Source organism: Microbacterium trichothecenolyticum, from assembly GCF_000956465.1.
GTDB lineage: Bacteria > Actinomycetota > Actinomycetes > Actinomycetales > Microbacteriaceae > Microbacterium > Microbacterium trichothecenolyticum.
The window spans coordinates 1-19,897 of sequence record NZ_JYJA01000017.1; the positions used below are offsets into that span (position 1 = coordinate 1).

At 71.1% G+C, this 19,897-nt stretch carries 20 protein-coding genes and 1 pseudogene; 13 read left to right on the forward strand and 8 right to left on the reverse strand.

Going from position 1 to position 19,897, the window contains the following annotated elements:
- The first annotated feature begins 70 nt into the window (after window positions 1–70).
- Complete coding sequence (locus RS82_RS00920; protein ID WP_045296286.1) at window positions 71–439, forward strand: sterol carrier family protein; 369 nt, start codon at window positions 71–73, stop codon at window positions 437–439.
- A gap of 90 nt (window positions 440–529) precedes the next feature.
- Here RS82_RS00920 and RS82_RS00925 read toward each other — a convergent pair whose 3' ends face one another.
- The 3 genes from RS82_RS00925 to RS82_RS00935 all read right to left on the reverse strand — a co-directional run bounded on the left by RS82_RS00925 (window position 530) and on the right by RS82_RS00935 (window position 3,605).
- Entirely contained in the window at window positions 530–1,354 is an 825-nt protein-coding gene (locus RS82_RS00925; protein WP_045296287.1) for a heme ABC transporter ATP-binding protein, read from the reverse strand.
- Complete coding sequence (locus tag RS82_RS00930; protein ID WP_045296329.1) at window positions 1,351–2,364, reverse strand: FecCD family ABC transporter permease; 1,014 nt, start codon at window positions 2,362–2,364, stop codon at window positions 1,351–1,353. The genes RS82_RS00925 and RS82_RS00930 overlap by 4 nt, the downstream gene beginning before the upstream one ends.
- A 101-nt stretch (window positions 2,365–2,465) precedes the next feature.
- Window positions 2,466–3,605 carry a heme/hemin ABC transporter substrate-binding protein gene (locus RS82_RS00935; protein ID WP_045296288.1) on the reverse strand — a complete coding sequence of 380 codons (1,140 nt, stop codon included), beginning with the start codon at window positions 3,603–3,605 and terminating at the stop codon, window positions 2,466–2,468.
- 144 nt (window positions 3,606–3,749) lie between these two features.
- On the opposite strand from RS82_RS00935, the gene RS82_RS00940 reads away from it, so the two are divergent.
- Together RS82_RS00940 and RS82_RS00945 are read left to right on the forward strand one after the other, a co-directional pair.
- A complete protein-coding gene (locus tag RS82_RS00940) occupies window positions 3,750–7,376 on the forward strand; it encodes an HtaA domain-containing protein (protein ID WP_045296289.1) in 3,627 nt (1,208 codons plus the stop codon).
- A 99-nt stretch (window positions 7,377–7,475) separates the two neighbouring features.
- Window positions 7,476–7,829 carry a hypothetical protein gene (locus RS82_RS00945; protein ID WP_045296291.1) on the forward strand — a complete coding sequence of 118 codons (354 nt, stop codon included), beginning with the start codon at window positions 7,476–7,478 and terminating at the stop codon, window positions 7,827–7,829.
- 9 nt (window positions 7,830–7,838) lie between these two features.
- Here RS82_RS00945 and RS82_RS00950 read toward each other — a convergent pair whose 3' ends face one another.
- Window positions 7,839–8,450: a hypothetical protein gene (locus RS82_RS00950; protein ID WP_045296293.1), complete on the reverse strand. Its 612-nt coding sequence runs from the start codon at window positions 8,448–8,450 to the stop codon at window positions 7,839–7,841.
- Between the two features lie 132 nt (window positions 8,451–8,582).
- Between RS82_RS00950 and purM the strand changes: the two genes are divergently transcribed.
- From purM to RS82_RS00965, 3 genes are read left to right on the forward strand one after another with little or no spacing between them, the layout of a single operon-like run.
- A complete protein-coding gene (purM, locus tag RS82_RS00955; protein ID WP_045296295.1) occupies window positions 8,583–9,734 on the forward strand; it encodes a phosphoribosylformylglycinamidine cyclo-ligase in 1,152 nt (383 codons plus the stop codon).
- A 36-nt stretch (window positions 9,735–9,770) separates the two neighbouring features.
- Complete coding sequence (gene purF, locus RS82_RS00960) at window positions 9,771–11,231, forward strand: amidophosphoribosyltransferase (protein WP_045296298.1); 1,461 nt, start codon at window positions 9,771–9,773, stop codon at window positions 11,229–11,231.
- 53 nt (window positions 11,232–11,284) lie between these two features.
- A complete protein-coding gene (locus tag RS82_RS00965) occupies window positions 11,285–12,523 on the forward strand; it encodes an MFS transporter (RefSeq protein ID WP_045296300.1) in 1,239 nt (412 codons plus the stop codon).
- An 84-nt stretch (window positions 12,524–12,607) separates the two neighbouring features.
- On the opposite strand, the gene RS82_RS00970 is transcribed toward RS82_RS00965, so the two are convergent.
- On the reverse strand, window positions 12,608–12,802 hold the full coding sequence (locus RS82_RS00970) for a DUF3073 domain-containing protein (RefSeq protein WP_045296302.1): 195 nt from the start codon (window positions 12,800–12,802) through the stop codon (window positions 12,608–12,610).
- A 169-nt stretch (window positions 12,803–12,971) separates the two neighbouring features.
- Between RS82_RS00970 and RS82_RS00975 the strand changes: the two genes are divergently transcribed.
- Window positions 12,972–13,511, forward strand: coding sequence for a universal stress protein (locus RS82_RS00975; protein ID WP_045296304.1), 540 nt, complete (start codon window positions 12,972–12,974; stop codon window positions 13,509–13,511).
- A gap of 90 nt (window positions 13,512–13,601) precedes the next feature.
- Here RS82_RS00975 and RS82_RS00980 read toward each other — a convergent pair whose 3' ends face one another.
- Together RS82_RS00980 and RS82_RS00985 are read right to left on the reverse strand one after the other, a co-directional pair.
- A complete protein-coding gene (locus tag RS82_RS00980) occupies window positions 13,602–14,210 on the reverse strand; it encodes a PadR family transcriptional regulator (RefSeq protein ID WP_045296305.1) in 609 nt (202 codons plus the stop codon).
- A gap of 173 nt (window positions 14,211–14,383) precedes the next feature.
- A pseudogene (locus RS82_RS00985) lies at window positions 14,384–15,256 on the reverse strand (DUF4097 family beta strand repeat-containing protein); the annotation flags it as partial.
- 212 nt (window positions 15,257–15,468) lie between these two features.
- Between RS82_RS00985 and RS82_RS00990 the strand changes: the two are divergent.
- Window positions 15,469–16,251 (forward strand): MerR family transcriptional regulator, encoded by a 783-nt coding sequence (locus tag RS82_RS00990; RefSeq protein WP_045296307.1) that lies wholly within the window; start codon window positions 15,469–15,471, stop codon window positions 16,249–16,251.
- A gap of 91 nt (window positions 16,252–16,342) precedes the next feature.
- Here the strand turns inward: RS82_RS00990 and RS82_RS21475 are convergent, their stop codons facing one another.
- Window positions 16,343–16,507 carry a hypothetical protein gene (locus RS82_RS21475; protein ID WP_169748664.1) on the reverse strand — a complete coding sequence of 55 codons (165 nt, stop codon included), beginning with the start codon at window positions 16,505–16,507 and terminating at the stop codon, window positions 16,343–16,345.
- A 215-nt stretch (window positions 16,508–16,722) separates the two neighbouring features.
- Here RS82_RS21475 and RS82_RS00995 point away from each other — a divergent pair, with 215 nt between their 5' ends.
- The 5 genes from RS82_RS00995 to RS82_RS01015 all read left to right on the forward strand — a co-directional run bounded on the left by RS82_RS00995 (window position 16,723) and on the right by RS82_RS01015 (window position 19,815).
- On the forward strand, window positions 16,723–17,607 hold the full coding sequence (locus RS82_RS00995; RefSeq protein ID WP_045296309.1) for an SDR family oxidoreductase: 885 nt from the start codon (window positions 16,723–16,725) through the stop codon (window positions 17,605–17,607).
- Between the two features lie 36 nt (window positions 17,608–17,643).
- Entirely contained in the window at window positions 17,644–17,910 is a 267-nt protein-coding gene (locus tag RS82_RS01000) for a DUF7218 family protein (RefSeq protein ID WP_045296310.1), read from the forward strand.
- Between the two features lie 72 nt (window positions 17,911–17,982).
- The gene (locus RS82_RS01005) at window positions 17,983–18,960 is read left to right on the forward strand and encodes a DNA topoisomerase IB (protein ID WP_045296312.1); all 978 of its coding nucleotides are present in this window, start codon (window positions 17,983–17,985) and stop codon (window positions 18,958–18,960) included.
- 73 nt (window positions 18,961–19,033) lie between these two features.
- Window positions 19,034–19,447: a fluoride efflux transporter FluC gene (locus RS82_RS01010; RefSeq protein WP_045296314.1), complete on the forward strand. Its 414-nt coding sequence runs from the start codon at window positions 19,034–19,036 to the stop codon at window positions 19,445–19,447.
- A complete protein-coding gene (locus RS82_RS01015; RefSeq protein WP_045296317.1) occupies window positions 19,444–19,815 on the forward strand; it encodes a fluoride efflux transporter FluC in 372 nt (123 codons plus the stop codon). The genes RS82_RS01010 and RS82_RS01015 overlap by 4 nt, the downstream gene beginning before the upstream one ends.
- Window positions 19,816–19,897: the final 82 nt, after the last annotated feature.

Below are 19,897 nucleotides of genomic sequence, written 5' to 3' on the forward strand. Positions count from 1 at the left end.
GAGGGGCGCCCCCGGCAGCCCGACGGCCCGCCGCCACGCCCCACGCCCCGGGGCGGCGTAGCGTGGAGGGGTGGCCCGCAAGATCTCGACCGACGACGGCCGCGCCGCCCTGAGCGCGGTCGCGGCGGCGGTGGAAGCATCCGTCCCGCCCGCCCGCACCGACAACGCGACGGCCGTGCGCTACCTGCTGCAGCTGCTGGCCGAGAAGGCGCCGGGCAACTCGGTCGAGGTACGCGTGCCGCCGTTCGGTGCGGTGCAGGTCGTCGAGGGGCCTCGGCACACGCGCGGCACGCCGCCGAACGTCGTCGAGACGGATCCCGCGACGTGGATCGCCCTCGCGACCGGCGCAGAGCAGTGGACGGATGCTGCCGCCGCGGGCCGCATCAGCGCCTCGGGTACGCGCGCCGACATCTCGGACCTCCTGCCGCTGCGGCCCTGACCCCGCGGGTCAGGTGTCTGCGTCGGGTGCGCGCTTCGTCTCGCTCGGTCCTCGCTCGCCCAACGACAGGGAGCAGAGGCCGAGTGCCGGTCAGCGGCGCGGCGTGACCACGGGCGTGCCCGAGACCGGGTGCGCGAAGACGTCGACCCGCTGCCCGTAGACCTCCTCGATCGCGGCGGCCGTCAGCACCTCCGACGGCGCACCCGATGCGACGACCCGACCCCGCGAGAGCAGCGTTACGCGGTCGGCGACGCCGAGCGCCGCATTGAGGTCGTGCAGCACCACGGCCACCGCCGCGCCCTCCCGCGCACGACCCCGCGCGATGCGCAGCACGTCCTCCTGGTGCCGCAGGTCGAGCGCCGCGGTGGGCTCGTCGAGCAGCAGCACGTCGCACGCCTGCGCGAGCACCCGTGCCAGGGCGGCCCGCGCGCGCTCGCCGCCTGACAGCGACGTGACGCCGCGCCCGGCGAGCGGCACGAGATCCGTCATCTCGAGCGCCCGTGCCACCGCCGCATCGTCGTGATCTTCGGCGGGCGTGCGCGCCCACGGCGCACGACCCATGCGCACGACCTGCTCCACCGTGAACGGGAATGACACGGCGTTCTGCTGCAGCAGCACCGCGCGCCGCTGCGCGAGAAGGCGGGGACGGATGCTGCCCAGCGGCGTTCCGTCGAGGCTCACGTCGCCGGAGTCCGGGGTGACATCCCCCGCGAGCACCCCGAACAGCGTCGACTTGCCGGCGCCGTTCGGGCCGACGAGGGCGTGGAGCTCACCCGCCCGGAGTTCGATCCCGGCGTCCGCGAGCACCGGCCGTGCGGCGCCGTGCGGCGTCACGGTGACGCCGCGGGCGCTGAGCCGCACCTTCCCCGGAGCGACAGCGACCGCCGGGGTCGCGGCATCCGTCGTCGTGCTCATCCCCAGCCCCCCGCCTTGCGGCGCGTGCGCAGGAGCAGCCACAGGAAGAACGGGCCGCCCACGAGCGAGGTGATCATGCCGATCGGCAGGTCCGCGAGCGGCACGGCGGTGCGGGCGATGAGGTCGGCGACCGCGATCAGCAGGGCGCCGCCGAGGGCGCTCGCCACCATGAGCGGCAGGTGCGCGGGGCCGATCGCCATGCGCATGAGGTGGGGGACGACGAGGCCGACGAAGCCGATGATCCCGGCGAACGCGACGGCCGCACACACGAGCAGCGCGACCATGATGATCACGACGACGCGCAGCAGCTCCACCCGAACGCCGAGGTGACGCGCGGTGCGCTCACCGAGCGCGAACAGGTCGAGACGGTGCGCGACGAACACCGCCGCGGCCACGCCGACCGCCACGAGCGGCGCGACGATCGCGATGTTCCGCCACAGCGCGCCGTTGAGGCTGCCGAGTTGCCAGAACACGATCTGCTCACGGGTCGAGGTCGTGCCGACGAACGTGAGGAACGCCAGGCCCGCGCCCGCGACGGCGTTGATCGCGATGCCGGTGAGCAGCAGTGTCACGACCTCGGTGCGGCCGCCCGAGCGGCTGATCAGATACACCGAGAACACCGCGATGAGCCCTCCGGCGAAGGCGAAGGCCGGGGTCGTCCACATGCCGAACACCGCGAGTCCGAACGTGAGGCTCGCCGCTGCCCCGAACGCCGCACCCGACGAGACGCCGACGACGGCCGCGTCGGCGAGCGGGTTGCCGAAGATCGCCTGCATGAGCACCCCCGCCACGGCCAGCGCCGCGCCGACGAGGAGGCCCAGCACGATGCGGGGGAGCCGGATGTCGAGGATCACTCCGGCCGCGGTCGGCGCCTCCGGCGCCCAGGAGGTGTCGATCCCGATGGCCTGCAGCAGCACGCCCAGCACCTGAGTCGGGGTGAGCCAGTATTGCCCGAGGCCGAGCGACACCACCACCACGAGCACGATGGCGACCGACAGCCCCGCCGTCATGAGCGCGAACCGGCGACGGCGGTGCGAGGCCGGCACCTCGGTGACGACCTCGGCCGTCCCGCCCTCCGCGGCCTCGACCTCGGCAGCCGTTATCGTCCCCGTCACGACGCCGGCTCCGGGGTCGCGCTCGACGCCGGCGCGTAGACGGCACGTGCGAGCGCCCGGATGACTTCCGCCGTGCGCGGCCCGAAGCTCAGGATCTCGGCATCCGCCATGTCGACCACCCGGCGGTGCTCGCCCGCGGGCGTCTGCTGCAGCGCCGGGATGCGCTCGAACAGCCCGTCGACCCCACCCACGGATGCGAGGCCGTCGGTCATCATCACGACGAGGTCGGGCTGCGCGGCGACGAGGGCCTCGGCGGTCATGGGCTTCATGCCCTCCCAGCCGATCTCGCTCGCCACGTCGACGCCGCCGACCGCCTCGATCAGGGAATCCGCCCCCGAGTCGCGCCCGAAGATGTAGTAGACGTTCGCGCTGCCCCGCACGTAGAGGAAGAGCATGCGCGGACGATCGGATGCTGCCGCCGGCGCGATCTCGGCCACCTCGGCGCGCGCCGCCACGACGTCGGCATCGAGCCGCTCTGCGAGCGCGTCACCTCGGCCGGGAACGCCCAGCGCTCCGGCGATCTCCGAAACGAGGTCGGCGACCGTGTCGGCGCGCCGCTCGCTCGAGACCACGACGACGGCGATGCCGGCGTCACGCAGCTGCTGGCGCACCTCCTTCGGGCCGATCGAGGTGTCGGTCAGCATCACGGTCGGGGCGAGCTCGAGGATCGCCTCGGCGTTGAGCGTGTGCCCCGACTTCGTCACCACGGGCAAGTCCTCGGTGCCGTCGAACGACGTCGATGAGTCGCGTCCGACGACCGCGTCGCCGAGGCCCAGGCCGAACACGGTCGCCGCGATCGTGCCCGAGATGTCGACCGGCAGGATGCGGCTGACATCGGTGATCTCGACCGCGCGGCCCTCAGCATCCGTCACCGTCACGGGCAGGTCGGGGGCGTCGTCAGCCGCGACAGGCTCGATCGCGTGCGACGCCAGGCAGGCCGTGGAGGGTCCGGTCGAGGTGCGCGGGTTCTCGGCGAGAGTCAGCGACGCCAGCGGAACGGATGCTGCGGGGCAGTCCGCGTCGGCAGCGTCGGCGGCCGGGGCGGCACAGCCGGCGAGGGCCACGGCGGCCACGAGCAGGGCGATCACGCCGGTGAGGCGCGCCGATCCGCGGCCGGAAGATGAGGTGCGAGACATTAGGTGAGCCTTACCTTAGGCTTGACGTCGGCTGTGAGAGTGCCTTACGTTCGAGTCGATATTAGGTTAGCCAAACCTAAGCAACCAACCCGAATCGCACTGATGCGCCGGTGCGCTTCGGCGTGCGCGGCGCCGGAGACACCCGTGAATACGCAGCCGTTCCTGGATCGCAGCCGCGCGAGCATCGCCGCGCTCCTCGCCTTCCTGCTCGTCGTGGCAGGAGCCCTCACCGCCGTCCCGGCCTTCGCCGCCGGACCATCCGTCTCGGCCACGCAGGCCCCACGCGCGGGCGGCACGATCACCGTCACCGGCTCCGGCTTCTCGGGCGTCGCGCCGGGGGTCTACGTCGGCGTCGGCGCCGCAGGTCTCAGCGGCTTCTACGGGGGCACGATGAGCGACGTGGTCTGGGTGTCGCCCGGCAACGCGGAGGGTTCCACCGGCGCCGGCCGCACCGCGCCGATGACGGAGTCCGGAACGTTCAGCGTTCAGCTGAGCGTCCCCGCGCACGCCGAAGGCGCCCAGTACACCGTCTACACCTCCAAGGCCCACGGCGGAGGTTTCACCGACCCGAGCCAGAACGCCTCGACGGCCATCGCGTGGCAGCCGCTCCCCGCCGTCGCGACGACCACGACGCTGACTGTCGACCCGGCCGCCTCGAGCCTGGCCGGCGCGGACTTCGCGCTCGGCGCGACCGTCGAGCCCGCAGCATCCGGAACCGTCTCGTACTTCAACGGGGAGACGCAGCTCGGCTCCGCAGTCGTCGGCACGACGATCACGGCGAGCATCGCCACCGCCGGGATCGCGCAGCTGACGGCCGTGTTCACGCCCGCCGATCCGGCGGCGTTCACCGGCTCGACCTCGTCCGCCGTGTCATACGAGATCACCGCGCCGCCGGTCGATCCCGAGCCCGAGGCCCCGGCACCCACCGTGACGGTGTCGAAGACGACCGGGCTGGACCCCGACGGCGAGACCGTCACGGTGTCGGGTTCGGGGTTCGTCCCGAACCCGCCGGCGACCGACGGCACCCGGCCGCCGCTCGCGGGGAAGTTCGGCGGCTCGTACATCGTCTTCGGCAAGTTCCTCGATGAGTGGACGCCTTCCTCCGGTGCGCCGACGTCCGCACGACCCGGCATCGACACGAAGTGGGGTGTGCACGCGGCTGATGTCGCGTCCATCGGCGGCGCTGCGCGCGGAGGGATCGCGATCGCCGCCGACGGCACCTTCGAGACGACACTCACCATCTCGCGCAGCGAGGCGTCCCAGGTGCTCGCCGGAAACTACGGCGTCTACACCTACTCGGGGGCGGGCGCGAAGTACGCCGCGTTCGAGACGTACACGCCGATCACGTTCGCCGAGCCGGCTCCGTCGCCATCCCTCGCGGTGTCGAAGACCGAAGGCCTCGACCCCGAGGGCGACACGATCACGATCACCGGCACCGACTACAGCACCGCGGGCAAGGCGATCTACGGGCCGTCGGCGGGGCAGCCCGCTGGTGTGTACGCGCAGATCGGCTGGCTCGAGGAGTCGTGGCGCCCCTCGGCCGGCGCGGTCTCGGGCCAGCGGTCGAACGCCTACTCGGTCTGGGCGCAGGGCGTGCAGACGCAGGCGCCGTACCTGAAGTGGACCGACAACGGCGACGGCACGGCGGACTTCGCGTGGACCGTCGAGATCGACGAGGCGACCCTCGAGGCGAAGCGTCTCGAAGGCGCGACCCTCGCCGTGTTCACCGTCGGTGCCGGCGGTGTCGTGCAGGCGGTCAATGAGCTCGCCGTCCCCATCGCCTTCGCCGATCCCACGCCTGTTCCGGCCGTCGACGTGACGGTGACGGATGCCTCGGCCACCGCCGGCGCGACCGTCCAGGTCGCCGCCTCGAACCTCGGAGACGTCACCGGCGCCTACGCCGCCATCATCGAGAAGGGCACCGAATCGGTGGTCACCGCCGGCGACGGCTTCGCGGCCATGCAGTACGTGCGCCCGATCTCGGGCGGCTCGTTCACGGTCGACCTCGTCGCCCCCGCAGCGAAGCTCGACCGCGCGAAGCAGTACGAGGTGATCGTGTGGCGGCAGCACTCCAACCCGGGCGCCGACACGATCTACGCCCGCGGCGACGTGCCGTTCACGGCCGATCACTGGACGAAGCTCTTCCCCGAGGTGACGCCGCCGACCGACCCGGAGCCCCCGGTCGACCCCGGCACGCCGGCGACCCCGCCGGCGTCGGTGCAGGGCGGCTCGCTCGCGTGGGCGATCTCGTCGAGCTTCGCGAGCTACATCACGGGCAGCATCGCGCACGGCAGCATCGCCGTGACGGGCGGCGCGACGCGCTCCGGCGGTGTGTTCCAGTTCGGCCAGGCCACGGGCAGCACGTATGACGCGACGACCGGCACGGGCACCGTCTCGTACACCGGGTCGGTCCGCTTCACCGGCCACGGCGGCGTGCTCGACGTCACGATCGCGAACCCGCAGGTGCGCATCACGTCACCGAACGCCGCGACCCTGTACGTCACGAGCGGCGGCTCGCAGGTCGCCTTCGCGAACCTCGACCTGTCGGCCGCGGTGCGCGTCACCGCCAACGGCACGGTCTCGTACTCACGAGTGCCGGCGACTCTGACCGCGGCCGGTCGCAACCAGGTGTTCCAGGGCTACACGACCGAGCTCGACCCGCTCGCGTTCACGATCGGCGTCCCGGCGGCCGCGCCCGCGGGTTCGACGGGCACCGTCGCGGCGGCTCCCGCGTCGACCACGCGCACGACGTCGCTCCCCGCCGCTCCGCCGGCCTCGACGGGCATCGACCTCGACGACGACACCCTCGCCGCGCTGCAGAAGGGCGAGCCGGTCACGGTCTCAGCGTCGGGCTTCACCCCGAACGAGGAGGGCATCAAGGTCGTCGTGTACTCGACGCCGACGCTCCTGGGCGAAGTGGCGGCGGATGCCTCGGGCAAAGCGACGTGGACGGGTTCGCTGCCCGCCGCGCTCGAGGACGGTGAGCACACTCTGACGTTCCAGGGGTCCGTGGACCGCGGCATCCGTTTCACCCTCGCCCGCGCCGCGATCGCCGCCGGCTGCTTCGTGGAGGCCGCCACCCTGGACTGGGGCTTCAAGGAGACCTTCCGCACATACATCGAGGGGATCGCCGCCGGCGGCTGGGAGCTGACCGATGTCGCGTACGAGTACCCCGAGTTCGTCTGGACGGCGGGTGATGGAGCGGTGGATGCCGCGACCCGGACCGGTCTCGTCACCTATGGCGGCAGCATCCGTTTCACCGGTCACCAGGGCGCGCTCGACACGACGCTGACGAACGCCCGCGTGGAACTCGCGGGCGACACCGGCTACCTGGTGTTCGACGTCAGCGGCACGACGCAGGCGGGTGAGCCGGTGACGGCCGCGGGCATCCGGTTCGCCGAGTTCGCCCTGCCCGACCTCGAGGTGACCGACGACGGGCTCGTGCTCGACGCGCTCCCGGCGACCCTGACCGACGCCGGCGCCGCCGCGTTCGGCACGTACGCGGCGGGCGACGAGCTCGACCCGGTGTCGGCCGTGCTCCCGGCGGCGGGCGACTGCGCGGTCGCTGCAGCGCCGGTGAAGGCTGAGGAGGTGCCGGTGGCCGAGGCCGCCGAGGCCGAGGCCCTCTCCGCCGACCGGACGACGGCGCCCGTGTGGCCGTGGGTGCTCGTGGGGATCGCCCTGGCTCTCGGGATCGGGGCCGTGGTCTGGATCGTGGTCTCCCGCCGCCGTGCGACGGCCGGCGGCAACGGAGACCAGACGGCCGGCTGAAGCCTGCCGTCACCCCGGCGGCGTCCCGCTCTCGGCTTCCGAGCGGGGCGCCGCCTCTCCTATGGCGCGGTGCGGCTCGCCGAGTGGGACAATGGAGGCATGCCCGAGCACAGCCAGGACCGCATCGAGACCGTGCGCGTGCGACGTGCACCGAAGATCTCGGTGTTCCTGATCGTCGGTGCGCTGGTGGGCGTCTTCGTCGCGATGATCCTCACGTTCGCGTTCAACGGCACCGCCGGTGCGAGCCCGAACACCGGGGTCATGTATTCGCAGGGTCAGGTGTTCGGCTTCCTGGCGCTCATCTGCGCCCCGATCGGCCTCGCTCTGGGCGGCGTCCTCGCGCTGATCCTCGATCGCCGTTCACGCCGTCACACGCACCAGGTCGCCGTCGACCACGAGCAGGTGCACGTCGACCCGGAGCCCGGCACCAACGGCCACGGCCCCGCCCACTGAGCCCGAGCGCTACGCCAGCTCGGCGATGATCGGGTGGATCGCGGCGTCGAACGCCGCGACATCGCCGCGCAGTCCGTCGGTGACGGCGATCGTGAGCGAGCCGATCCACCACACCCCGCGCTGATTCAGCGGCAGCACCTGCACGTTCAGCTCGAACGAGTGCGCCCGTCGGCCGACCTGACGCTCGTGCTCTGCGATCGCCCCCGCGTAGGCGCGGTACGCCGTGCCGGTGCTGTGCGACGCCTCTTTGCGGTAGCGCGCGTTCGCAGACTGCGCGAACGCCACGGCCTCGATCGCATGCGGTTCGAAGGCCGCGCGCAGCTCGTCGCAGCCCTCGGTGGGAAGGGCGAGCGCGGTGTCGAAGCCGTCGACGAGATCGAGGGGGACCGGCGACGGGTGCGCCTGCGGCTCGACGGTCATCGCCCAGAATTCGCGCCATTGCCGTTCCAGCAGCGCCTGGGCTTCTTCGGACCGGTCGTTCGCGCGCGGAGGGATGCCGCGGAGGTGCGGAAGCTCCTCCGGAGAACGGATGCCGAGCACCTGGCGCAGGTAGAGGGCGAGAAGAACCGGCTGACCGGCGTCTTCGCGGATCAGCCACTCCGGAGCACCGGCGCCGCCCATGGGGCCATTGTAGAACCGGGCATCGACGTCGCGGCCGGGCTGACCAGCATGATCTGGACGGATGCCGCGACCCGGCGTAACAGCGGCGGCCCCCGGCATCCGTCCAGGTGGGGCGCCGGTAGGCTGGTAGCCGTGGCCTCATCCGAACGCGATGCCCCCTCCCGCCCCGAACAGCCTGTGAACCCCTACCAGGCTGCGGGCGTCGACACCGCCGCCGGCGACCTCGCCGTCGAGCTGATGAAGTCGGCGGTGCGTCGCACCCACGGCCCCGAGGTGCTCGGGGGCGTCGGCGGCTTCGCCGGACTCTTCGACGCTGCCGCGTTCAAGGCCTACGACAAGCCGCTGCTGGCCACCAGCACGGACGGCGTCGGCACGAAGGTCGCGATCGCGCAGGCGATCGACAAGCACGACACGATCGGGCAGGACCTCGTGGGCATGGTCGTCGACGACATCGTCGTGGTCGGCGCGAGACCGCTGTTCATGACCGACTACATCGCGTGCGGCAAGGTCTTCCCCGAGCGCATCGCCGACATCGTCCGCGGCATCGCCGAGGGCTGCTCGGCCACCGGCACGGCCCTCGTGGGCGGCGAGACCGCCGAGCACCCGGGCCTGCTGGGCGTCAACGACTACGACGTCGCGGGCGCCGCGACCGGCGTCGTCGAGGCCGACCGCGTGCTGGGCGCGGAGCGGGTGCGCGACGGCGACGTCGTCCTCGCGCTCGCGAGCTCGGGCCTGCACTCCAACGGCTACTCGCTGGTGCGTCACATCGTGGCGGGCTCGGGCATCCAGTACGGCGACAACGCCGCCGACTTCGGCACGACGTGGGGCGAGGCCCTGCTCGAGCCGACCCGCCTCTACACGCTGCCCCTGCTGCGCCTCATCACCGAGACCGGCGACGCGGTGCACTCCCTCAGCCACGTCACCGGCGGCGGCATCGCCGCGAACCTCGCCCGTGTGCTCCCGCAGGGCACGTGGGTCGAGGTCGATCGCTCGACGTGGTCGCCCTCGCCGGTGTTCCGCGTCCTCGCCGACCTCGGCGGCCTCGAGCTCGAGGCGACCGAGGGCACCTGGAACCTGGGCATCGGGTTCCTCGCGGTTGTCGCCTCCGACAAGGCCGAGGCCGCAGCATCCGCTCTCTCCCGTGAAGGCATCGCGACGTGGCAGGTGGGTGTCGTGCACACCGGCGACCGGCCCGCCGACGGCCACTGGGAGCAGGGCGCCAAGGGCGTCGACGGCGGCGCGGTGCGTCTCGTCGGCGCGTACGCAGACCACACGGCTCGCTGAGCCGCAGTCAGAACACAGCAGGAGCAGGCAACACGCATGTGCGGAATCGTCGGAATGGTGGGCCGCGGGTCCGTCAACCAGGAGATCTACGACTCCCTCCTCCTCCTCCAGCACCGGGGTCAGGACTCCACGGGCATCTCGACCGCCGAGCGCAACGGCGTCGTGCACATGCACAAGGTGAAGGGACAGGTGCGCGAGTCGTTCCGCACGCGCGACATGCGTGCGCTCCTCGGTGAGATCGGCCTGGGCCACGTGCGCTACGCGACCAAGGGCACGGCGTCGAACGAGGAAGAGGCGCAGCCCTTCTACGTCAACGCCCCGTACGGCATCGTGCTGGTGCACAACGGCAACCTCACGAACACGCGCGAGCTCACCGAGGAGCTCTTCCACAAGGACCGCCGCCACCTCAACACGTCGTCCGACACGGAGCTGCTGGTCAACGTCCTCGCGAACGAGCTGCAGTCCTCCATCTCGGGTCTCGAGCTCGACCCGGCCCAGGTGTTCCATGCCGTGAGCCGCGTGCACGAGCGCGTCGAAGGATCGTACGCGGCCATCGCGCTGATCGCGGGCTACGGTCTGCTGGCGTTCCGCGACCCGTTCGGCATCCGTCCCCTCATCCTCGGCACCCGCAAGAACGAGGACGGCCATTACGAGTGGGTCGTCACCAGCGAGTCGCTCGTGCTCGAGAACGGCGAGTTCGAGGTCGTGCGCGACGTCGACCCGGGCGAAGCCGTCTTCATCGACCTCGAGGGCAACCTGCACACGCAGCAGTGCGCGAGCGACCCGCAGCTCGTGCCGTGCTCGTTCGAGTACGTCTACCTCGCCCGTCCCGACTCGGTCATGAACGGCATCTCGGTGTACGAGGCGCGCCTGCGCATGGGCGACCGGCTCGCCGACACCATCGCGAAGTACACGCCAAAGGAAGCGATCGACGTCGTCATGCCGATCCCCGACTCGTCGCGCCCGGCGGCCATGCAGGTGGCCCGCAAGCTCGGCGTCGAGTACCGCGAGGGCTTCTACAAGAACCGCTACGTCGGCCGCACGTTCATCATGCCGGGCCAGGCGGTGCGCAAGAAGAGCGTGCGTCAGAAGCTCAATGCCATGTCGAGCGAGTTCAAGGGCAAGAACGTGCTCCTCATCGACGACTCCATCGTGCGCGGCACGACGTCGAAGGAGATCATCCAGATGGCACGGGATGCCGGAGCCAAGAGCGTCACGTTCGCCTCGGCCGCGCCGCCGGTGCGTTACCCGCACGTGTACGGCATCAACATGCCGTCGCGGCACGAGCTGGTGGCCCACGGCCGCACGATTCCGCAGATCGCGGAGGAGCTCGGCGCCGACTTCGTCGTCTACCAGGAGGTCGAAGACCTCAAGGCGGCGATCCTCGAGGGCTCCGACGTCGAGGACCTCGACATGAGCTGCTTCGACGGCCGCTACATCACGGGCACCGTCACCGACGAGTACCTCGCCTGGGTCGAGGGCTCGCAGGAGTCCTGACTCCCCTGTCGGGGCCGGGCCGAGGCATCCGTCCACGCCCGTAGGGTGGATAGGTGAAGTCGTCTCCTGCCCGCCCGCTCTGGCAGGGGAGGACCCTCGCGCTCGTCGGGATCGTGCTGTTCGCGTTCTCGCTGCGTTCGGCGGTCGCCTCGCTGTCGCCCCTGTACGACCACATCGCGGCGGACTTCGCCGTCCCGCCGGCGGTCATCGGGCTCATCGGCACGGCGCCGCCCGTGTGCTTCGCGATCTTCGGGCTGCTGACGCCCGCCCTCGAGCGCCGGTTCGGGCTCGAACGCCTCGCGGTCGCGGCCATGGCGGTCGTGACGCTCGGGCTCGTCGCGCGCAGCTTCGCACCGAGCTGGGGGCTGCTGCTGGCCGGCACCGCTCTGGTGTTCGCCGCGGTGGGCACGGGCAACATCCTGCTGCCGCCGCTGGTGAAGCGGTACTTCCCCGACCGCATCGGCCTGATGACGACGATCTTCTCGACCACGATGGCCGTGTCGACCTTCCTGCCGCCCCTCATCGCCGTTCCGATGGCGGATGCTGCGGACTGGCACCTTTCGCTGGGCCTGTGGGCCGTCTTCGCCCTGGTCGCGATGATCCCGTGGATCGGCCTCGTGATGCGCCACCGCGCCGCCCAGGCCGAGAAGGACGACGACGACATCGAGGAGCCGAGCCCGCAGGCGTTCGGCCGCATGTGGCGGATCCCGCTCGCGTGGGCGCTGCTCGTGTCGTTCGCGGTGTCGAGCACGATCGCGTACACGTCGTTCGCGTGGATGCCTCAGCTGCTCGTCGACATCTCGGGCGTCACGCCGGCGGCGGCGGGTGCGCTGCTCTCTCTCTTCGGATTCATGGGCCTGCCGGCATCCCTCGTGGTGCCGCTGCTGGTCACGCGCTGGAACGCCACGCGACTGCTGTTCGGGGTCGCGGTCGCGTGCGGGTTCGCCGGCATCGCCGGGTTCCTGTTCGTGCCGACGAGCGCGCCGTGGCTCTGGGTGGTGCTGCTCGGGCTCGCACCTCTGCTGTTCCCGATGATCCTCGTCCTCCTCGGGCTGCGCACACGCACGCACGAGGGTTCGGTCGCCCTGAGCGGGTTCGCGCAGAGCGGCGGCTACGCGATCGCCGCGCTGTTCCCGTTCGGCATCGGGCTGCTCCACGAGGCGACGGACTCGTGGACGGGCCCCCTCATCGTGCTGGCGATCGTCGTCGCAGCAGCGATCCCCGCAGGCGCCGTCGCTGCCCGCCCCCACACCGTCGAGGACGACTGGGAGCGCCGACACGGCGCCTGGTGAGGCATCCCGGGACTGCCGGGTGTCCGGGTCGTCTGGGGTCGGTGAACACCGGTCGGGCCACCGCGGCGGCCGACGTGCGAGGTGTTACGCCTGCGACGACGAGAGCGGCGAGGTCTCGTCCTCGTCTTCGTCGTTGTACTGGTCGGCCCACTTGTCGACGTACTCGTCGTCATGGTGACCGAGCTCGCGCTCGAGTGCGGAGTAGTTCACGTTGTACGTGTCGTACTTCAGCTCACGGGCGATCTTGGTGTGCTTCGCCTTCTGACGGCCACGCCCCATGCGAGACCCCCTCATTTAAGGTCGCGGGCTATTCTTGCGGGCTCTCAGCCTCGCAAACCCGGGCATTCACGAAACCGGCTTCGAACCGGTAAGAGTAGCATTCAGGATAACACGGAGCCCCGGTAGCCCGGCCGTTCCGACGCCATCGGTGAACGAGGAGTGCGGACATATGACCGACGAGGCATCCGAGCCGGAAGGCGATGCGACGACCGATGCAAGCCTGCACGGGGCGGTGATCGCGGGTGTGATCCCCGACCAGTCGCCGCGCGTCCTGAAGGAGGCGGCGCGCTATGCGAAGCTCCTCCAGTCGCCGCTCGTGGTGGTGCACGTCGACGTCACGCGCTTCGTCACCTACGAGGACCCCGACGGGTACGTCCACTCGGCGCCCATCGACATCAACATCGCGGCCGGCGAAGGCGAGCTCGCGAAGGTGCAGGATGCCGCAGCATCCGTCCTCGGCGATTCCGGGCCGGACTGGACGGTGCGCCAGCTCGTCGGCGACCCGGCAATGGCGCTCAAGCACTTCGCCGACGAGATCGACGCGCGCCTGCTCGTCGTCGGAACCCGAAAGCGCGGCTTCGGGGAGTCGGTCCGGGAGTTCTTCACCGGCTCCGTCGGAGCGCGCCTCGCGCATCGCCAGCACCGCCCGATCCTGATCGTCCCGCTCGGCGAGCCCGTCCCCGACGATGAGGAGATCTGGCCCGCCTGATCGCGGGGATCGGACTCGTTCGCAGGCCCGAGACGAAACGCCCTGAGCTTCCGAGGAGGCTCAGGGCGTTCGACTGAGGGATGCTGCGGCTCAGCCGCGCAGCGCGCGTGTCACGTCGCGGGCCACGCGGTCGAGCTCGGTCGCGAGCTGGTCGACGATCGACGCGGCGAGCTCGCCGCCGCGGGCGACGTGGACGCGGACGTCGCCGCGCACGTTGGCGCGGAACTCGTTCACGAGGGCGTCGACGCGCTGCACCTGCTCGCGGCTGCGCACGCGGGGGTCGTCCTCGCGGGAGGGCTGCGGCGTGGACTGGCGTTCGTCGCGGGACGCGGCGGCGAGGTCGGCGCGGAGGCTCTTCATCGCCTCGCGGACGCTCCCGCGCACCTCGTCGGCGATGAGTCGCACCGAATCGGCGAGGCCGGCCTCGATGCCCTCGAGCTCGCCCGCGCGCGACTGGACCTCGGCGTGGCCGGCCTCCGTGATGGCGTAGACGGTCTTGCGTCCGTCAACGGTCTTGGTCACGAGGCCCTCTTCTTCGAGCTTCGCCAGACGCGGATAGATGGTGCCGGCGCTGGGGGTGTAGGTGCCCCCGGTGCGGTCCGACAGGGCCTGCATGATGTCGTAGCCGTGACGCGGCCCTTCATCGAGCAGGTTCAGCAGGTACAGGCGAAGATCGCCGTGCGAGAAGACCGGGGTCATTTGGTTCACAGACCTTCCTGGTCGAAGCGGGCCGCCGAGTCGCCGGCGGCCGCTTCATCGACGCCGGCGTCAGGGGCCGCCGCCTCGGGCGCCGTCGAAGCCGGAGCCGATGCCTCGGCCGGAGCCGGAGCCCAAGCATCGGCCGAAGCCGCGGCCGGAGCCGATGCCTCGGCCGAAGCCGACGCGTGGGCGTCGACGGACGCGGGGGGTGCAGCATCCGTCACCGGAGAAGCCGCGCGGCGCAGCACGGTGATGTCGCCCGAGACGCTGTGGGCGCGCACGTCGGCGAAGCTGCCGCTGAGCTCGCCGACCGAGCCGGCGTAGTTGGTGGTCGGGCCGGTGCCGTTGCCGGAGCGCACGACGCCGTCCACCTGCACGCGGCCGCTGACGCTGCGGATGACGTAGTTGGCCGGGTGGCCCTCGTCGAGGCGCACGGTCGAGCTGCCGCTGACGGTGTTGAGGCCGACCGAGAGGATGTCGCCCGTCGAGTCGACGAGCGCTGCGCCCGAGACGGTGTCGATCGTGGCCTTGCGGAGGGTTCCGGTGGCGGCGACATCGCCCGAGACGCTGTTGGCGCTGAGGGCTCCGACGAGCTCGCGCACCTGCACGTCGCCCGAGACGGCGTTGACCGAGACGTCGCCGGTGATGCCGTCGACGATGATGTCGCCCGACACGGTGTTGAGCGAGGCGTTGGCCTTGAGGCCCGAGACGAGGGCGCTGGCGCTGACGACGCCCAGGGTGAGCGCCACGTCGCGGGGGACCGCGACGCTGATCTCGGCCTTCGGGCCGGAGGTGCCGAAGTTGCGGAACACCTCGAGGAAGTTGTCCCAGCGCAGCTGCGGGTGGTCGATCTCGACGTGGTCGTCGGCGACCTCGATGCGGAGGTCCTTGACGGTGACGTCGTGCACTTCGATGCGGATGCCGGGCTCGTCGTGGGCGATCACGTCGACCTGTCCGCCGACGAGGCCGATCTTGAGCGTGCGCACGTCTTCGATGTCGATGACGCGCGTCTCGCCCGGGTGGATGATCCACTTCTCCAGGGTCATGACTGCTTCTCCTGCGGTAGTTCTAGGGGTTGATCCGTGTCGCGATATATCGCGTGATGAGAGAGTAACACGATATATCGCGTGTGTGTCAAGCGTCAGGCTGCGAATAGACCTGGAGGAGACGGGTGCCGCCCCTTGACATTGACGCAACGTCAACCTTTAGCGTGGTCCACACGACGACCCGACGAGGAGACGAGAGGGAGGAGGGCGTCATGGAAGAGGAGCAGGAGTGGTCGATCCAGCAGATCGCGAAGCTCGCCGGCACGACGAGCCGCACACTCCGCCACTACGACGACATCGGCCTGCTCTTGCCGTCGAGCGTCGGCCACAACGGCTATCGGTACTACGGCCAGGCCGCGCTCGTGCGGCTGCAGCGCATCCTGCTGCTGCGCGAGCTCGGACTCGGGCTGCCGCAGATCGCCGCGGTGATCGAGCGGGAGACGGGCGAGGTGCCCGCCCTCGAGGCGCACCTTGCATGGCTCCGGCAGGAGCAGGACAGGCTGGCGCGGCAGATCGCGTCGGTCGAGAACACGATCAGTGCAGTGAGAGGAGGTGAACGACTGATGGCAGAGAACATGTTCGACGGCTTCGACCACACGCAGTACAAGGACGAGGTCGAACAGCGCTGGGGGAAGAAGGCGTACGACGACAGTGACCGCTGGTGGCGCTCGATGAGCGCCGATGAGAAGGCGGCGTGGCAGCAGCGGGTCTCGGACCTCGGCCGCGACTGGATCGCCGCCGCGGAATCCGGGATCGCCCCCGACAGCGATGAGGCCCAGGCGGTCGCGAAGCGGCACGTCGAGTGGCTGACGGGCATCCCCGGAACCCCGGCGGCAGCGCCCGGCGGCGACGTGAAGGGCTACGTGATCGGCCTCGGCGAGATGTACGTCGCCGACCCGCGGTTCGGCGCGAACTACGCGACGAGCCAGGGCGGCACGCACGGCGCGGAGTTCGTGCGCGACGCGCTCCGCGTCTACGCCGACGCGAACCTGTAGTCCGGGTGCATGTCCCCGCAGGACAGACGGATGCCGCGGCCAGCAATGGCCGCGGCATCCGTCCGTCCTCTGATCCGGTGGGGTGCAGGTGTCAGGTGCTGCGGTTCCCGCTGATCACTCGGAACAGGAAGGCGATCAAGGCGATGACGCCGACGATGATGGCAACCCACAGCAGCCAGCTCAGCGCCGAGTTGAGGCCGCCGACGATCGCGAGCACGATCGCGACGACGATGATGATGATCAGGGCGAGGTTCATAGGAGGCTCTCCTTCTGCTTCGTCGATGCATGTGATGCATCGGATGCCTCGTGGGCACATCTCGACAGTGGCACCCGAGGGGCGGGGTCCGTAGGGGCTTGACGACCCTCGTTCGCCGGTGATACGCCGGGCCCACCGGCTCTGTGCGTAGGGCGATCCGACGGGCGCTGTCAACCCCCGTGAGCGTTCCGGGCCGCGTACGTAACTTCGCGGGTATGAGCACATCCGCGACCGATCCGACGACCGCTCACCGCAAGGACGGCTTCCCGGCGCAGCACCAGGAGCAGCCGGGCCTCACCGACGACACGCGTCCCACGCCCGACCACGGGGAACGCTCGTATCAGGGCGCGCAGCGTCTGTCCGAACGCCGTGCTCTCATCACCGGCGGCGACTCCGGCATCGGCCGCGCGGTCGCGATCGCGTTCGCCCGCGAGGGTGCGGACGTCGCGCTGACCCATATGCCCGAAGAGCAGGAGGACGCCGACGACACCGCGCGCTGGATCACCGAGGCCGGCGCGCGGGCGCTGCCGCTGAAGGGCGACCTGCGCGACGAGGACTTCTGCGCCGAGATCGTCCGGCGCACCGTCGACGAGCTCGGCGGACTCGACGTGCTCGTGCTCAATGCGGCGTACCAGAAGGACCGCGACAGCCTCGCGACCCTCGAGACCGCGGAGATGGACCGCGTGTTCCGCACCAACCTGTACGCGCAGATGTTCACCGCGCGCGCCGCGATCCCGCACCTGAAGCCCGGGTCGTCGATCATCGTCACGACGTCGATCCAGGCGTTCAACCCGTCGCCCTCGCTCATCGACTACGCGATGACCAAGGCGGCGCAGGTCGCTTTCATCAAGGCGCTCGCCGAGGATCTCGGACCGAAGGGCATCCGCGTGAACGGCGTCGCGCCGGGGCCGATCTGGACCCCCCTCATCCCCGCGACGGGATGGGATGCCGAGCGCCTCGCGACCTTCGGACAGGACACGCCGCTGGGCCGCGCGGGTCAGCCCGCCGAGCTGGCCGGCGCCTACGTGTACCTCGCGAGCGACGACGCGTCGTTCACGTCGGGCGCGATCCTGCCCGTGACCGGAGGGAAGGGCCTGTGAAACCCGCCTTCGCGGCGGTGGACGAAGGAGGAAGCCATGCCAGGACGACGCGGATCGACCCTAAAGGACCGCGAGATGTACGAGGAGCTCCGCAAGGACGGCGCCTCGAAGGAGAAGGCCGCGCGCATCTCGAATGCCGCGGCGGCACAGGGCCGAAAGACGGTGGGCAGACGCGGTGCGAACGCGAAGGACTACGACGACCGCACAGTTCCCGAGCTGCGCAAGCGCGCGAAGGAGCTGGGGTTGAAGGGCTACTCGAGCAAGAGGAAGTCCGAGCTGATCTCGATGATCCGCAACCACTGACCGCGGCGGAGATCCGGTCGCCGGGTCCCCCACGCCCGTCGGCCGACCCCGCGACCCCGGTAGCGTGAACGGATGCCGAAGCTCGCGCGCGTCCGTCCCTACGAGGACCCCGGCTTCCGTCGGGTGCGGGCCGGGACGGGCTTCCGGTATCTCGACGCGAAGGGTCGCGCGCCCGCGCCCCGGCACCTGGACCGGATACACGGCCTGGTGATCCCGCCCGCGTGGCAGGACGTGTGGATCAGCACGCGCCCCGACGCGCACATCCAGGCGGTGGGCGTGGACGACGCCGGGCGCCGGCAGTACGTCTACCACCCCGACTGGACCGCGGGCCGCGACCGTGGCAAGTTCGCGCGGTCGCTCGCGCTCGCCGAGGCCTTGCCGCGCGCCCGAGCACGCGTCACCACGTCGATCCGGCGCGAGGCCCTCGACCGCGAGCGGGTGCTGGCGGTCGCGTTCCGCCTGCTCGACGACGCGGCGCCGCGCATCGGCTCGGAGCGCTATCTCGCCGCGCACGGCAGTCGGGGCCTCACGACGCTGCAGCGACGTGATGTCTCGGTCGAGGCGCCCGTCGTCTCCTTCGCGTTTCCGGGCAAGAGCGGCAAGCACCAGGTGCTCGAGCTCGAGGACGCCGACCTCGCCGCCGCGATGGAGATCCTGGCCGCGGGCCGGCCGCGCTCGCCGCTGCTCGCGTGGCAGCGCGGTGGACGCCGCGTCGCGCTGACCCCGGCGGAGGTGAACGCGTACGTGCGGGCGCTCACGGGCGGCAAGTTCACCGCGAAGGACTTCCGCACGCTGCGCGGCACGATCCTCGCCGCCGAGGCGCTCGCGCGCATCGGCACCGTCGACACCAAGACCGACCGCAAGCGCGCCGAGGTGCTCGCGGTGCGGGCGACGGCCGAGGCCCTCGGCAACACGCCGGCGGTCGCGCGCGGTTCCTACATCGACCCGCGCGTGTTCACGAGGTACCGCGAGGGAAACCTGCTCGACCTGTCGATCACGCCGGAGTCCGCGATCCGCGGGCTGCTGCGGCCGGGAACCACCGGTCGTTGAGCGGAGCGCGCTCTGGCGCGCGAAGACGAAACGCTCCGGGTATCCGCGATCGCCGGGCGAGTACCGTGAAGGGATGCCGCAGCCCGTCGATCCCCGGATCCTCGGGGTGACGGTGGCGGGCGGCGCGATCGGCGTCCTCGCCAGGGCGCTCGTGCTCGACCCCGTGACCGACCCGACGGCCGTGCCGTGGGTGACGCTCGGGATCAACGTGGTCGGGTCCCTCATCCTGGGGGTCGTCGTCGGCTGGCTCGACGACCGGCGGCCGGTGCTGCGCTCGTTCCTCGGGACGGGGATCATGGGCGGCTTCACCACGTACAGCGCGTTCGCGGTGGCCACGGCTCTGTGGGTCACGACGCCGTGGCTCGCGGCGGGGCTGGCGGCAGCATCCGTCATCGCGGGTGTCATCGGCGCGATCGTCGGACTGTTCATCGGGCGCCGGATCGCCGACCGGCCCGGCGAGGTCGAGTACCCCGAGGACGCCGAGTGAGCCCGTGGCTGCTGGTCGCCGCGCTTGCGGGCGGTATCGGAGCGGGGCTGCGGTATGTCGTCGACCGGTGGTCGACGCCGGCGGGAGGCGCGCGGTTCCCCGTCGGGATCCTCGTGGTGAACGTGTCGGGCTCGTTCGTGCTCGGCGTGATCACCGGGCTCGGCACGGCGATCGCCCCCGAGCTCTCGCTCGTGCTCGGGCTCGGTCTGCTCGGCGGGTACACGACATTCAGCACGGTCTCGGTCGAGACCGTGCTGCTCGCCCAGCGGAAGCGCCGGCGCCACGCCGCCCTCAACCTCTTCGGCACGCTCGCGCTCGCCGCCATCGCGGCAGGACTGGGGCTGCTGCTCGGGAGAGCGTTCTCATGAGAGCCGCATGAAATACTGAAACCGATACATCTCCGTATCGAGCGGGCTCGCGCCCTCCCCCTGCATCACCTCACCAGCGAAG